This window comes from Streptomyces sp. NPDC005794 (genome assembly GCF_042871445.1).
GTDB lineage: Bacteria > Actinomycetota > Actinomycetes > Streptomycetales > Streptomycetaceae > Streptomyces.
In genome coordinates this window covers 268,362-282,918 of sequence record NZ_JBIAIN010000003.1, presented here as the reverse complement: position 1 = coordinate 282,918, position 14,557 = coordinate 268,362, and the positions used below count along the sequence as shown (strand labels likewise).

Genomic DNA, 14,557 nt, shown 5'->3' with positions numbered 1-14,557 from the left:
AACCGGGTGCGCCGCACCACGCCCGTGGTGATGAGAAGGGGACGCCCGTGACGCCCCTGCGAGCGAGTGCGACCTGCCCTACTTGAACTTGTACGAGCAGGGCTTGCCCGGGTCCTTCTTGGTGTCGACCACCGTCTTGCCGTCAAAGACGATCGAACACGTCGCCCGGGGGGCGTATGTACCGTCGGCCGTCATCATGTGGCCGGGCGCAGCGATCACCAGCCGGCCGACCTCCTGCTCGGCGCCTCGCGCCGCGATGGTGGCCGTCTTCGACCAGGGCAGGGTCACCTTCGGGGTCTCGGACTCGTCGAGGGTGTACATGACGATGCCCGTGCCCTCACCCTCGATCTTGATGGTGACCTCGTGCGAGGGGCCCTCAGAGACGCCGCTGCCGCCGGATTCCTCCGACTTCTCGGCCTGCGGACTCGCGGAACTCGCCGCCTTGCCGGTGTCGGCGGGCTTCTCCTCGCCACCACCGCAGCCCGTCAGCAGAGCGGCCGCCAGAACGAAGGCCGTCGCGGTAAGCGTCTTGCGCATTGTTCCCCCATGATCGGTGTCCCCCGGCGCGCTCGGCACGCCCCGGGTCCCGGAAGAGCCTAGTCAGCCGCACCGACAGCCTTCCCGACGGCCTCGGCCGACGGCTGGAAGGCCCTTGCCTGGGAGCCCTCAGGGCGCCCGCATCAGGTTGCGCATGCTGCCCACCAGCGCCTTGACGTCGCGCCCACCGGGCAGTTCGGCCGCCGGGTCCTCGATGGCTCCGGCCCCCGCCTGGACGGTGGTGCGGCAGGGGCGGCAGAGGCCGTCCGGGAGGGCCTCCGCCGGGCCGGGCCGACCGCATTCCGCGCACTCGACCAGGAGCGGGCGCACCTCGGGCGCGGCCAACCCAGGGGGAGGAGCGTCGGGCAGCCGGGGCGGGAGTTTGTCGATGAGGCGACGACGTACGAAGCCGACGGGCGAGCCGATCGGGGAGGGGAGGCCGGAGGTCAGGGCCTGGGTGAGGTAGTCGGCGTCCACCCCACGGGCGAACCACTCCGCGGCGAACCGCTCCAGCGCGGCGCAGTCCCCGGCGGAGAGTGCCAGCCTGGGTTCGATGCGGCCGAGCCGGGCGAGGGCAAGGTAGGCGGGCGAGGGAGCGGAGTCGTCCGAGGCCGGGTCGGCCGTCTGCCTCTGCTGCGGTACGGAGACCGGCTCTTCAGCAGGTACCCAGGGCGGCGGCGGTGCGGGCGCTTCCTGCACGGACGAGCCCTCTCCCCCGGTCGCCTCGCCTGTGAGGTGGTTGGCCCACCACTCGTTGTCGCGGGCGGCACGGGACCAGTACGTACGGGTCACCCAGCGGCTCTGGCCGAGCGATTCGACGCGGCAACGTACGTGACGGAGATGCCCGGCGACCGCGAGCGTGCGCAGGGCGGTGCCGATGGCCATCTGTCCGTACAGCGGGAGGTCCTTGGCGAGCGACTTGATATCCATGGCCGCACCGTCGGGGAGATGGTCCACGTACCCGGCGACGTACCGCTCGCGCTCGGGGAGGAGGGCGAAGTCGGACGCCTGAGGCGCCGGTTGATCCGGCACGGAGCGCTTGCCGTAGCCGGTGCGGGCCTGGCGGTACGAGCGTGAGGGTGCGGGGGCGCACAGGGCGGAGCTAGGGTGCTGGGTAGCCACGGGATCGGCCTCTTCGATCTTGGGGTGAGACCCCGGATGGTGCTGCTAACACCGTGCCGGGGTCGTTTCGTTGAGGGCACCGTAAGCACCCGCGACTCTGCGCCGCAACCCGGTCACTATTAGTCATACTTGCTGGCCGTGACGGGGTGGGGAGGGTGGGTAGGTTTTCCCAACCCCTTCTTTTTTCCCCCCGGATGTACAACACCGCTCGAATCTTGGCTCCCGGATTCCGACCCCCGAATCCCGAAGCTCAAGCGCCGGGCCGGGGGCCTCACACGTACCCCCGAAAGAGTGACCGGACCGCATCCGACGCTCGAACCCCGTCCCCCGAGACCCGAGTTCCGGGACTCGGGCTTCGGAGTGAGCTACGGCCTTCCTCCCCCGCGCAGCGAAGAGAGCACCAGCCGCCCGTAACGCGTCGCGAGAGCGCCAGCGGTCACTACAACGGAAATTCCGAGCGCAACGAGTAGGTGACTGACGGATTCATCCCCGAGAACTTGAAGCACGCCGAGCGAGGTTCCGAGTGGCAGGCCCAGAATCGTGAGCGTCCCCAGCGCACCGCTGATCTGCTGGCTCTCCTGCGTCTGCACCAAACGGCTGTAATCAGCGGCCTCCGCCAGGATCTCCCCGAACCGTTCGGGCAGCCGGTGCTGGTGCTGGAAGGCGTGAAGCAGTTCGTTGGCCGGGCCGTGGGCGGTCAGGTGCTGGCGCCAGTAGGTACTTCGGAAGGCTGCGATGTTGCGCTCCAGCGTGGCCACTCTCCGCGCCAGTCGCCGGGTGTCGAAGACGTCCGAGAGTTCGTCGGTGAGCTCGTCGATATGGTCGCGCTGCAGCGATCCGAGCAGCAGCGCATCCAGATAGACGGTGCGCGAGTGCAGGGCGCCGAACGCATAGAAGTCCCCCTCCCCCGTGTCGGCACGGTGACCGAGGAAGGCAGCTCCCTGCCGCAGCACCAGGGCACTCCAGTCCGCCGAGATGCGTACGGCCTTACCGAGCTCCATGGCGGCGGTCTCCGGGGAGAGCGGGAAGTCAGCCGGGGTCGAGCGCGACGCCAGCTGCCACAGCCAGCGGTCGGCACTGTCCGGCAGTTCCCCCTCAGGGCCCGCCCGAAGCGCAGGACCGTGACCGGCCTCAGGGGTGAGGAAAGCGACGGTGTAGGGGCGGGCGAGAGCGAACGTCCCCGTCGCGCTGGTGACTTCGGCCAGGCCCGTGAGAAGTTCCCCAGGATCCAGCGGCCCGGTGAGCGTCGGGATTACCTCGCCGTGGGAGGCCGCCCGGCCGGCTATCGCACGCACCACAGGCAGGAGAGACCTGGTCACCGTGAAATGCAGTACGGCGAGGGCGTGTTCGGGGTTACGAGCGGTGGCAGTACGGAGGAGCTCCATGCCGATGAGATGCAGACCGTCATGGACGACCGAGGCCGGCCGATGCCAACGGCGGGGCCTGCCAGGTGTGCCGTACAGGACGCGGGCGGAGGCGGGGGCGAAGTACGTCGCCCTCGTCTCGGTATCGGTGCGTCGGCTGCCCAACTCGAACGGAAACGGCCCTTGGCTCCAGTCCGGGATCCGCAGCAGGCATACGGGCACGACGACCGTCAGCTCCTGGCGGGCGCCGGTGACTGTTTCGAGCGGCGGGGGCGGCGCGGTCATCCGTAGTACTCGGACGGGTCGGGCTGGTCGAGACGGATGACGAACTCCGCCCGGTCGGGGCTGACACCCGAGACATGGAAACGGACGCGTTCTCCTGTACGGATGGTCCGGAATCCTTCAGTCACGATCTGCCGGTAGTCGAAGCCGTAATACCGCTGGTCCTCGTCGTCCTGAACGATGTAGGACCCGAGGGTGCCGTTCACTCCCCCGCCGCTCGACCGCCGGTCAATGATCGTTCCGAGGCGGGGCTCGCCGCTCATACAGTCGTCTCCTCGGTGCCCGTTACGTCTTTCACGCATCGGAAGCCCACCGCGTTACTTCCACCGCGCTTCCGGTAGATCCCCTTGCTGCTCGCCTGCACTGCGCGCATCGGATTGTCATAGCTACCACCGCAGATGACGGCCTCGCCGGGATCGCCGAGGCTGGTGGACGTCCACTCCCAGCAGTTGCCCACCATGTCCGCTATGCCGAACGGAGACCGGTTGCCGGGCCGTTCGGTGGCCGGGGTTACCCATGCCCTGCGTACAGCGTCACCCGCGAAGTCCTCGTACCACGCCTGGTAGGTGACCACGGGGTGCCCGACCCATGAGTCCGCGCAGTTGACCAAGCCGGCGTCCGGGTCGTCGCCCCATGGGAACAGTCGCCCGTCCGTTCCGCGCGCCGCGGCTTCCCATTCCAAGGACGTAGGCAGCCTCTTGCCCTCGAAGGCAGCAAAGGCGTAAGCGCTCCACCAGTTGACGCAAACGGCCGGATACGCGTCGTATCGTGCGTCCGTGTAGTAGTCAGCCTCGCGCAATCGGTCAGTCCAGGGGTGGTGTGTGACATTGGCCGGCTGGTCAGGGTGGTCCCAGCGCGAGGTGCCATCGCTGTTCAGCACTTCGAGGAAGCGGCGATAGCGCGCCACCGTCACGGCGGCGCGGTCGAACCGTACAGATCCCGGGACTCGGCGCAGGAGCAACCGTTCCGCCGGGCCGACCAAGTACGTCCCGGCCGGCAATACGCAGTCGTCGGTCCTCGATGTGGCGGCAATTCCGGCGAGGAACGCCCTCACCTGCTCTGTGAGAAATGCACCGCCCGGCATGTCCGCTGCCGCGTCCCGGTACTCGTCCGCGACCAGGTACCGCGCGGCCAGCAACTCCTGGTAGGCGGTGTGCACGAACGCGACATGGTCGGGCCCGGCCATACGCAGCAAGGGAGCGAGCACACAGGCCTCGAAGTCGAGCCGGCCATCGGTGAACGCGGCGGGCCCCAACGACCGGTGCAGGTCAAGGAGGGAGAACATGGTCCTGTCGGAGAGGAAGGCATGCCCGAGGAGGTCGAGCATGCGCTCGTCGAGACCTGCTCGGCCATGCGCAGCCAGAGTCCGGGTGATGTTCGTGCCGAGAGCATCGGCGAGTGGGGTCCCGGAAGGTAGCTCCAACGAAGCGGTGAGCCGCTTCTCCAACGGTGTCGCGTCGGGTTCGGCAAGGCGTACGAGGTGGAAGTGCGGGACCTTCGCCGGGTCGACGCCGTTGGCGTACATCTGCTCCACAAGCTGCTCGGACCGGCCCGCACCGCTGTCCAACAGCTGGCGGACCTGCGGCGAGTCAGCGAGGAAGGACACCCGCGAGCTCATGATTACTGCGGACTCGGCCGAAAGTACGGCCGCGAGATCCACGAAGAGTTTCAGGAACCCGGCAGGGCTCGACTCCTCGACGCCCTCATCCACCGCGTCAAGCACGCAGAGTGCGGTGCCGGAACGGATGAGGTAGAGGAAGAGATCGTAGGCACAGGAGCGGTCTGCTGCCATGGCCGGTGCGAGGAGTCGCGCGGCGTACTCCGAGAACGGCTCATCCTTGGGCTTGAGCCCGAGGTCGAAGTAGAAGCGGAACCGGCGGGTTTCGGGGTTGGACGCCAGGGAGCGCAGAAGAGTGCTCTTCCCGCTTCCGGGACGGCCGGTGACGAGCACGTTGGCACTTCCCCGCGCGAGGCGGGTGAGCAGTTCTGCCGCGTCCTCAGATTCCGTCATTCGGGGTTCACCCGTGTGCGGGTCGGTGGACAGCACGGCGGCATTGACCGGACTCCGGGGTTCGGCGGGTCCGGCTGAGGGTGAGACGACACCGAGGTGAGCCTCGAGGTCGACGAGTGTGTCGACGAAACCGTCGTAGCGGACGATCCGGAAGTCCAGTCCGAGCAGATTACGGAGTCCGACGGATGTCGCGCTGTCGTTGTCCTCCTCCAGGACCACGAACCTGGTGAGCTTGGGCAGCTTGGTACGCAGCAACTCGCCGCCACTGGAGGCGAGGACCGTGCTCAGATCGTCCACGTCCTGGGAGAGCATGAGTTCCACGTACTCCAGCCGCATACCCGACTCACGGCAGAACAACTGGTAGACGGTGTCGGGGCTGAGAACGAAGCGCTTGGCCTGCCTATAGCCCAAAGTGACGTAGAGGCCCGCCAGGAACTCACAGCGCCGGGCCACTTCGGGGGCCACGTCCGGCTCCCCGCCGAGAAGAGCGGCGCTTCCCGTATTCGTGAACCAGACCAGTACGTCGACGAGACGGCGCACGGCCAGTAGCCCGTCCTCATCGCTGATGTCGTATCCGTCATGCGTGGAGCGATTGCGAAGGCGACGGATGTCCTCGAGTGCGTCCATCACGGTGCTGCTACGGATATGCGGACGACAGCGCTTGACCAGGTCGTTCAGTGCCTTGGTCGTGGGGTCGCCCTCGATGTTGTGGTGACGCCATAACTCTTTGAGGAGCTTCTCGGTCAGCTTACCGACAAGCGCAACGGCGTTCTCGGGATAGCCATCGTTGAGGGAACGTAAGGGGCGCTCCAGGTCGAGCCCCAAGTGGTCCGCGATCCGCGAATGATCGTCGAGTTCCCCTCGAAGCCGACGCAGCCGTTCATCGACCACGGTACTCACGTGCCTTCACCTCGTAGTGTCCCCAATTGGCCTCGGACAAAGGCGAACCGATCGGGGAACGTGAGGACGGGCCCGGGGTGGGCAGCTGCCATCTCTTCGATCCCCTCGTCGATCTCGGCGTCGCTGAAAGTGGAGAGCAGGGACATGTAGCGAGCACGCACCATGCCGAAATACTTGTCCCGGTCGATGCACAGCTCATGCTCGACATGGACGAGTTCGGCCTCCATGCCGGCGGCCGACAGATGCTCCGCAATGTCCGCCGGGTCCGGCTGGAGCTCCTCGAAACGGGTGAGAGCCGCTTTGAACAACGGATACCGGATCGTGGCCGGGAGCATGACCACCAACAGACGCCCACCCGGTGCCAGACGACTGACCAGACCACGCAACGTCCGGGCCGGATCAGCGAGGTGGTGTACCGATTCCTTCAACCACATTGCATCGAGCTGGCCCAAGGGCAGGTCGATGGTGCCTTCCGCGATGTCCTCCGCCGAAGCGACAACCGGCGTCAGATCCGGCGGGGGCGGCACACCGATCTGGCGCAGCATCGCTTCCGACGGGTCGGCGCACAGAACAGGATGGCCGGGCCGGACCTGGTTCGCCACTTTTCGCGCGAACAGTCCCGTGCCGCAACCGATGTCGGCCATACGGTCATCAGCCGTGAGCCGCAACGCTTCGGCGATTCGGGCAGCCATCCAGCGAATGTAGTCCGGCCCGTACACCCAGTGCTCGTCGTACTCGGCGGCCAGTTGTTCATAGTGGCCCTGCACATCGCGCTGCTCCACGATCCCCCTCGCGCGTCACCGGCTGGTGCGGTGGACAGCGAAAGGCTATCGCGGTGTGCGGCGTCAACAACAGTGTGTAATGCGCCGCTGTCCCTCGCCGGTCCAGCGGCGCACCTTCTCCGTCACTCGTGGGCGAGATGCCCCGCCACCCCGACGCACGGCACCTCGTCCAAGGCCGGGGTGAGGCCTACTCTCGCATCGCCACGGCAAGAACGTCGCGGAGTGCCGCATGGAGTACGGGTGCGAACGCCGCGAGCTCGACATCGGGGGCTGTCCCGTCGCTCAGCACGTCCCCTACAAGCTCTTCAATCGCCGCGCCGGTTTCCAGCGCGTACCGGTCGGCGATCTCCTGAAGCTTCCCACCGGGTGCCGTACTGCCAAGGGAGGCATGACCACAGGTCTCCTGTACTACTCGTAGCCCACCTCCCCCACAGGCGCGCAATCCGTGCACGCATTCACAGGCGCCCGCTTCGCAGGTCGAGGCAAGGGCTTCGCACGTAAGTTCTGTCATGTCGCTGACTCCATCCAACCGGTGTCTGCACGCCCTCCGGACAGGTTCCAGCGGTCGCCGGGGCACCTCCTCAGCTCATTATGCGTAAGCGCGATACCGCACTAACGCGTAACCGCGATAGCACATTTTCGCGAACTCGCTCACGCTGAAGATATGAACCTTGACCGCTCCGTCCCCGTGTGGCCCCAGGTAGCCGATGAGCTGCGCCGACGCTTGGATGCCGGCCACTACGAACCCGGCACACGCTTCCCCGGCACAGTGGCGCTGGCCGCAGAATTCGACGTCAGTCAGTCGACGGCGCAGAAGGCCGTGGTCGCCCTCCGGCAGGAAGGGCGTCTGTACACCGTGCTGGGCCAGGGATCGTTCGTATCGCGCTGAGGTGTACCTGGCCGCCTCCGTCGCCGAGACGGTGCGCACGACCCAAGCTCTGCGGTGCGATGGGGTTACTCATCGTGCGGGCCGACTCCGTGGTCTACGGCACCGTCGTGGTGAGCACCTGCCGGGCCCTGAACGCGCGCTTCTCCGTTCACGGTGCTGATGCACGCCTCGCTCAAGGCCGCCCACCGCGGGGATCGTGGAGGATGCCTGGACGGCTGCCAAGTGCCCCAAGACGGTGTGGGATGAGGGAGCACTGTGCTGGACCTCGGACGCCGAGATGGCTGAGAACCCCACACACCGCGCTACCACACCGCATTCACCGGCAGACCCCTGACCACCCGCTGCTCAGATCGCCCAATGGCGGATCTGGACTGAGGCATCCCTACTTCTGGGTAATCAGGAATTCTGGTCGAGCAATCCCCGTTCAATCGCCTGCTTACGAAGGGCGGCAAGCGGAATATGCTTGCCGCTCGCGTGAGCTACATGCCAGAAATCCCAGCCAGGACTTGCCACCCTTTCCGTCGCGGCGGCGCCAGCAGCCGAGAGGGACTTAAATTCTTCACCGCTTGGCTCAAGGCGAATCCTCCCTCCACCCGTGACAACTGCGTCGAAAACACGCTGAGAGCGCTTAAGTTCGCCACGCAACTTGCTGCCTTCACTAAGCAAGCCCACACGGATCAAATCGGCGACCTGAACACCGTAACGAGGCTTCCTCCTCTGAGTGACAGACCTTCGCGGCGGAGCGACCTTCGACTCCCCAATAAAACCGAGCTGATCGAAACTCCACACATGCTCGCATAGTTGCCGATAGAGGTTTCCCCGCTGCGCGATTGATTCCCTATCAAAGCTGTCCGGATACGGAATGAACGAATTAACGAGATCCCATTTCTTCCGGAACCTTTCGAACGGAGGGTTACGCCTGTAGGATGTAGGATTCAGAGATGCGGCCAATACATTTTGGCGGAAGTAATGCGGCAGCTTATCGCCATAAATGTCTGCCCCAAAGCTCGCGTTGATCGACTTCTCAAGCAGAAGGAGGCCCCCGAGACGGTTCCTCTCGCGCTTGAAATCCTCCTCATTCGCGACACCTGTTTGCAAATGAAGACTGTACTTGCTGGCCCAAATGTGCTCAATTTCCCATGGCTGAGACTCCGGAAACCCAAGATAGCGATCCGCTTCATCCGGTCGACCACAACCATCTTCCACGAAGGCTGTAATCCTGGCCAGCAGGTACCGGATATGCTTTCTGTTGTTGTGCAAGCTCAGCTTCTCCACTCCCGAGAAACCATCAGGAAGACACGCCGCCTCTCGCCCAAGCAGCTTGCGGAGGTCGTCGATCGACGTGATCTGCCGAGCGCTCGGCAGGAGGCGTTGGACTTCCTCTCGGAAATCCTGCGCTTGCACGGCACCGTCGTTGTTGACAATGCGGAGCACGAAGAACAAGTCGAGATAGTTGGCTACGACCTGCGCTTTTTCTCGGACTACCTGCGGCGAATCATCCAGCCGGAGTACGGAGAGGATGAGTAGAAACTGTGACTCAATATCGTTGATTGCATTGTAATAGACCGAATGAAGGCCTGGCTTGCGGGTGCGCGCAGCCTCCAAAAGGAAACGGTACTGCTCGGCACTATGTGCAATCGTTTTGAGTACGAAATCACTATAGTCCCGCCCCTGGCGTTTCATTCCGACCCGTTCCGGATCGTTGCGCACCCACTCGTGAAAAGCCCGCTCGATCTTCTCGTCCTCGGTCCCGTCAGCTGCTGCGTAACGGGCAAGGAACAGCGTCTCGAAAAATTTGCTGGGGTAGTGGCGTCCGAAGAAGCTCAGGTCGGTAACCATTTTTCGCCAGGCTGAATTTACCTGGTCTTGCTCCTGGCCCACTTGAGAAAGTACAAAACTTTTCAGCAGGTCGAGAGAAGTCAAGCCGGCACCGCGGTCGTTCATGGTCTCAAAAATCTCCCACCCAAGATCGCGGTCGTCAACCGAAATCTCTACTAGGAAGACTCGATCAGCTAGCCAGTCAGCGAAGATGGGCAGACACTGCTCCTGGAGCGTCACGGGCAGAGCATCAGCAACATCCTGGGCTCGCTGGTAGAGATTTTGCACGGAAACAGTGGCACCAGTCGGGTCGAATTCATCCCCGGAACACAGCGCCTCCAGGCACGCACGGCGCTCCTCCACCTCAATCGCATAGTGGTATTGCCCAGCCGCGTACCGTCGAACCATACCGCCCACCATTCCAGCAGCGCCCTCATTGTTTTGCTCTTTGAGTAGGCGTTCAATGTGAATGAGGAGGAGGTGCAAAGTGGTGAAACGCTGCTGCCCATCGATGAGGTTCTTCTTCACTCCAGCGGAGTGGCAGACGAAAGGCCCAAGAAAGTAGGGACGGTACTGAGCGTATTGTTGGCCGTCGTGTTCGACGCGCCAATCACGCAGAAACGCGTTGGCCAGGTCGGTCACGAGTTCCGCGACATGGCGACGCTCCCACGTGTATTCCCGCTGATAGGACTCAAGCACGTACTGCTTGGTAAAGAGTTCCCGAACCGCATAGTCCTTGCCGTGCAGCCCCTGCTGCGTAACCGCGTTCATGCCCCCACACCCCACCTGCTAATTGCGACACGACCCCGCCGCGCGCTCCCCTTGGTTGTACCTGATCCCACCGACAGAAGCGTGAGCTTTCAGTCAGACGAGCACCACTCGGCACCCAGCACAGACGCCGACCCACCCTCCGCGACCGCCATGACCGCACACGAGCCGGCTTCAGCATCACCCTGCGACTGTAGCGATGTGTCAGTTTACAGCGACGGAGACACCTATTACGTTAGCACCGCCAACACGCTCACAATGTCCAGCAGGGGACTGGAGGCGTGTACTCTCACCATCATGGAGGCAGAGGAATCCACTTCGGCGGCCGTTGTCACGGCGGCACAGATCGCGCGGCTGGCGGGTGTCACCAGGGCTGCTGTCGCCAACTGGCGACGGCGCCACGAGGACTTTCCCGTGCCCGTCGGCGGCACAGCGGCGGGCCCGCTCTTCTCCTTCGGTGAGGTCGAAACGTGGCTGGCGGCACAGCGCAAGGGCCGGGGAGCTTCGCCAGAAGTCGCTCTCTGGCAGTCCCTGCGCGCCGCCTACGGGGACGACATGGCCGCCGCCTTGGTCGCCGTGGGTCGGCACCTGACTGGCGGGAAGGACGGCACACTCCCCGGACCACTCCGCGAGGCGGTTGACCAGTTGGCCGCCGAGCGGACCGCGCCCAGCCTCTTCGAAAACCTGGTCACCCGCTTCACCACATCTGCCGGCCGTAGTGGCGCGCAGGCCGTATCGTCACCGCGCCTCGTCCGGGCGTTCGCGCATTTCGCCGGCTCTGTCGAGGGAATCGTCTACGACCCGGCATGCGGAGCCGGGTCGCTCCTCTTCGCCATCACCGGCACGGCACACACCGTCCGGACAGGGCAGGAACTGAACGTGACCTTGCTGAGCGTGGCCCGGCTCAGGGCCGCGCTCAATGGCCCCTCTGCGACACAGCTCGAAGCGGGCGACTCGCTGCGGGACGACCGCCAGCCTGGCCTGCGGGCTCAACTCGTCGTCTGCGAACCGCCCCTAGGCCAGTCCGACTGGGGCCGCGAGGACCTGCTGATCGACCCGCGGTGGGAACTGGGCACACCGCCACGTGCCGAGGGAGACCTCGCCTGGCTCCAGCACTGCTACTCCCACACCACCCCGGGCGGCCGTACTCTCATCGCGCTGGCACCCTCTGCCGCGTACCGAAAGAGCGGTCGCCGGATTCGTGCGGAACTGGTCCGTCGTGGTGCGCTTGCATCGATAGTGGCTCTGCCTCCGGGCCTGGCGACCAGCCACAACCAGCCCTTGTTCCTGTGGGAGCTACGTCGCCCGACCGGGACGGGCGACGAGGCCCGGACCGTACGGATGGTCGACCTCACGCAGAACGACCCTGACGGCCCGCTTGAGCCGACTCCCGACCAGACCGCCCAGGTGTCGGTGATTGACCTCCTGCGCGAAGACGTGGACCTGAGCCCCCCCGTGTACGTCACTGCGGCTCAGCCGGACTACCCGGCCGAGTACCTGACCCTGCGGGCCGAACTCGAACAACAACTACTCGAACTCGCGAGACTGATGCCCCACCTTCCGCCCGGCCCGGGTACAGGTGTGCTGGACACATTCGCTGAGGTGGGCGTCGGCGACCTCGTCCAGGCCGGGCTGGTCCGCGCGGAGGGGGACGAAGCCGTGTCCACGAGCGAACAGCTGGACACGGACTACCTCCGGGGGTTCCTGCGGAGCGCCGGCAACACCCGCCGCAACGCCTCGTCGACCGGCACACACCGCGCCGATCTACGATCCGCACACCTGCCACAGATGGGCATAGAGCAACAACGCCGATACGGAGCCGCTTTCAGGGACTTGGGCGAGTTCGAGCGGAGACTCAAGGATCTTGCCAGGATGGGCGACCGGGCTGCCCGCCTGGCCTACGACGGACTGACGAACGGTGCACTGGCGCCGGACGCAACACGAAAAGGTGCCGAGTGAGCAACACCAATCAGGAACTTGCCGACTTCATCTGGTCGGTGGCCGACCTGCTGCGCGGCGACTACAAACGCTCGGAGTACGCCAAGGTCATCCTGCCGCTCACGGTATTGCGGCGCTTCGACTGCGTCATGAAGGAGAAGGGCACCCGGCAGGCCGTGTGGGACCGGGACGCCTCGTACAGCGGCGACCGGAAGGACGCCGTCCTTCTCGCCACCTCGCAGTTGCCGTTCTACAACACCTCCAAGCAGAGCTTCGAGACGATCGGCAGCGACGACAGGCGGGTCTACGAGAACCTCAAAGACTACATCGGAGGCTTCTCCCCGGCGGTCACTGAGATCATCGACCGGTACGACTTCCACATCCAGCAGGACCGGCTCCGGGACGCCGAGCTGCTCTACCAGGTGGTCCAGAAGTTCGCGGCCATCGACCTCAGCCCGGGGCGGGTCAGCAACCACGACATGGGTTACGTCTTCGAGGAGCTGATCCGCAAGTTCGCGGACGCCTCCAACGAGACAGCCGGGGAGCACTTCACCCCGCGTGAGGTCGTCAAGCTGATGGTCGAGCTGCTGCTGGGCCCGGACGACGCGCTGATCCGCCGCCCCGGCCAGGTCATCGACATCCTGGACCCGGCCTGCGGCACGGGTGGGATGCTCGCGGCGGCCGAGGAGCACATCAAAGACATCAAGCCGGGTGCGCGGGTCAATCTGTACGGCCAGGAGCTCAACGCCGAGTCGTACGCGATCTGCCGCTCGGACATGCTCCTCAAGGGGCACGCGGCGGACAACATCAGGTTCGGCAACACGTTCGTCCGCGACTGGCACGAGGACCGCAGGTTCAGCTACATGCTGGCGAACCCGCCCTTCGGCGTGGAGTGGAAGAAGGCGGAGAAGGCCGTCAAGGAGGAGCACGAGGACCTCGGCTTCGCCGGCCGCTTCGGGGCAGGGCTGCCGCGCATCAACGACGGCTCGTTCCTCTTCCTCCAGCACATGCTGCACAAGATGGCTCCACTGAAGAAGGACGAGAACGGCGAGGAGATCGGCGGTTCGCGCATCGCGATCGTCTTCAACGGTTCGCCGCTCTTCACGGGTGGGGCGGGGTCCGGCGAGTCCGAAATCCGGCGGTGGATCCTGGAGCACGACTATCTGGAAGCCATTGTCGGCCTGCCGGACCAGCTCTTCTACAACACGGGCATCTCGACGTACTTCTGGATCCTCAGCAACCGCAAGCCCAAGCACCGGCAGGGCAAGGTCGTCATGATCGACGCCCGGGGTGAGTGGGTGAAGCGGCGGAAGTCCCTCGGCGAGAAGCGCAAGGAAATCTCCGAGGAGCAGATTCAGGGCATCAGCGCGATGTACCGGGACGCCGAGCAGATCGCCGACAACCCCGAGCACCCGCAGCACGCCAAGGTGAAGATCCTCCGCAACGAGGACTACGGCTACCGGCGCATCACGGTGGACCGGCCGCTGAAGCTGCGCTTCGAGATCACCGAGGACACGCTGGAGGCGCTGGCTACGTCTGCCTCGCTCCAGAAGGTGCTGGGTGACAAGACGATGGATGCTGAGGCGGTGGCGCGGCGCCAGGCAGAATTCGTCGCTGCGGTGAAGCCGCTGATAGGGCAGGTCTGGTCGACAAAGGCTGAGGCGTGGGACGCCCTGCACGGGGCCGTCACGGCCGCTGGGCTGTTCTGGCCGTCGGGCTCGGCGTTTCAGAAGGCCCTACGGGACGCGGTGGGTGTCCGGGACCCGAAGGGCGAGGTCCAGCCCGCGAAGGGCAAGCAACCCGAGCATGACCCGGACCTCCGGGACGCGGAGAACGTGCCGATGGATCGGGACATCGATGAGTACCTGGACGACGAGGTCAAGCCTCATGTCGAGGATGCGTGGATCACGGAGCTGAAGAACCCGAAGTCGAAGCTGAGCGAGCGGTACAAGACGGGGTACGAGATTCCGTTCACCCGGCACTTCTATGTGTACGAGCCGCCGCGGCCGTTGGCGGAGATCGATGCGGAGCTGAAGTCACTTGAGGCGGAGATTCAGGCGCTGCTGGGAGAGGTGACGGGATGACGCGTATAAGTACCCGTAAAACTTTGCGCTCATACGCTGAGGTTGCCTTGGGGCGCCAGCGC

The 14,557-nt window shown here is 65.1% G+C and carries 11 protein-coding genes; 4 read left to right on the top strand and 7 right to left on the bottom strand.

Translation table 11 applies throughout. The features are described from left to right. Positions 1–78: 78 nt before the first annotated feature. The 6 genes from ACFYQ5_RS06020 to ACFYQ5_RS05995 all read right to left on the bottom strand — a co-directional run bounded on the left by ACFYQ5_RS06020 (position 79) and on the right by ACFYQ5_RS05995 (position 6,998). Entirely contained in the window at positions 79–537 is a 459-nt protein-coding gene (locus tag ACFYQ5_RS06020; RefSeq protein WP_389193741.1) for a hypothetical protein, read from the bottom strand. Between the two features lie 129 nt (positions 538–666). After that, positions 667–1,659 (bottom strand): MarR family transcriptional regulator, encoded by a 993-nt coding sequence (locus ACFYQ5_RS06015; protein WP_389193738.1) that lies wholly within the window; start codon positions 1,657–1,659, stop codon positions 667–669. A gap of 365 nt (positions 1,660–2,024) precedes the next feature. Further along, positions 2,025–3,308, bottom strand: coding sequence for a hypothetical protein (locus ACFYQ5_RS06010; RefSeq protein ID WP_389193736.1), 1,284 nt, complete (start codon positions 3,306–3,308; stop codon positions 2,025–2,027). Beyond that, entirely contained in the window at positions 3,305–3,568 is a 264-nt protein-coding gene (locus ACFYQ5_RS06005) for a hypothetical protein (RefSeq protein ID WP_389193733.1), read from the bottom strand. Before ACFYQ5_RS06005 ends, ACFYQ5_RS06010 begins: the two co-directional genes overlap by 4 nt. Then, entirely contained in the window at positions 3,565–6,216 is a 2,652-nt protein-coding gene (locus ACFYQ5_RS06000) for an SUMF1/EgtB/PvdO family nonheme iron enzyme (RefSeq protein ID WP_389193731.1), read from the bottom strand. The genes ACFYQ5_RS06005 and ACFYQ5_RS06000 overlap by 4 nt, the downstream gene beginning before the upstream one ends. Continuing rightward, positions 6,213–6,998 (bottom strand): class I SAM-dependent methyltransferase, encoded by a 786-nt coding sequence (locus tag ACFYQ5_RS05995; RefSeq protein WP_389193728.1) that lies wholly within the window; start codon positions 6,996–6,998, stop codon positions 6,213–6,215. The genes ACFYQ5_RS06000 and ACFYQ5_RS05995 overlap by 4 nt, the downstream gene beginning before the upstream one ends. Positions 6,999–7,227: 229 nt before the next feature. Between ACFYQ5_RS05995 and ACFYQ5_RS05990 the strand changes: the two genes are divergently transcribed. Next, positions 7,228–7,416: a hypothetical protein gene (locus tag ACFYQ5_RS05990; RefSeq protein WP_389193725.1), complete on the top strand. Its 189-nt coding sequence runs from the start codon at positions 7,228–7,230 to the stop codon at positions 7,414–7,416. A gap of 246 nt (positions 7,417–7,662) precedes the next feature. After that, a complete protein-coding gene (locus ACFYQ5_RS05985) occupies positions 7,663–7,887 on the top strand; it encodes a GntR family transcriptional regulator (RefSeq protein ID WP_389193723.1) in 225 nt (74 codons plus the stop codon). 396 nt (positions 7,888–8,283) lie between these two features. On the opposite strand, the gene ACFYQ5_RS05980 is transcribed toward ACFYQ5_RS05985, so the two are convergent. Further along, positions 8,284–10,476: a DUF262 domain-containing protein gene (locus ACFYQ5_RS05980; protein ID WP_389193720.1), complete on the bottom strand. Its 2,193-nt coding sequence runs from the start codon at positions 10,474–10,476 to the stop codon at positions 8,284–8,286. Between the two features lie 150 nt (positions 10,477–10,626). On the opposite strand from ACFYQ5_RS05980, the gene ACFYQ5_RS05975 reads away from it, so the two are divergent. Further along, complete coding sequence (locus tag ACFYQ5_RS05975) at positions 10,627–12,432, top strand: N-6 DNA methylase (protein WP_389193717.1); 1,806 nt, start codon at positions 10,627–10,629, stop codon at positions 12,430–12,432. Next, on the top strand, positions 12,429–14,495 hold the full coding sequence (locus tag ACFYQ5_RS05970) for an N-6 DNA methylase (protein WP_389193714.1): 2,067 nt from the start codon (positions 12,429–12,431) through the stop codon (positions 14,493–14,495). The genes ACFYQ5_RS05975 and ACFYQ5_RS05970 overlap by 4 nt, the downstream gene beginning before the upstream one ends. Positions 14,496–14,557 lie beyond the last annotated feature (62 nt).

Coding starts and splice junctions, on each gene's coding strand:
- ACFYQ5_RS06020 (WP_389193741.1), bottom strand. CDS start 537: ATGCGCAAGACGCTTACCGCGACGGCCTTCGTTCTGGCGGCCGCTCTG.
- ACFYQ5_RS06010 (WP_389193736.1), bottom strand. CDS start 3,308: ATGACCGCGCCGCCCCCGCCGCTCGAAACAGTCACCGGCGCCCGCCAG.
- ACFYQ5_RS06005 (WP_389193733.1), bottom strand. CDS start 3,568: ATGAGCGGCGAGCCCCGCCTCGGAACGATCATTGACCGGCGGTCGAGC.
- ACFYQ5_RS05990 (WP_389193725.1), top strand. CDS start 7,228: ATGGAGTACGGGTGCGAACGCCGCGAGCTCGACATCGGGGGCTGTCCC.
- ACFYQ5_RS05985 (WP_389193723.1), top strand. CDS start 7,663: ATGAACCTTGACCGCTCCGTCCCCGTGTGGCCCCAGGTAGCCGATGAG.
- ACFYQ5_RS05980 (WP_389193720.1), bottom strand. CDS start 10,476: ATGAACGCGGTTACGCAGCAGGGGCTGCACGGCAAGGACTATGCGGTT.
- ACFYQ5_RS05975 (WP_389193717.1), top strand. CDS start 10,627: ATGACCGCACACGAGCCGGCTTCAGCATCACCCTGCGACTGTAGCGAT.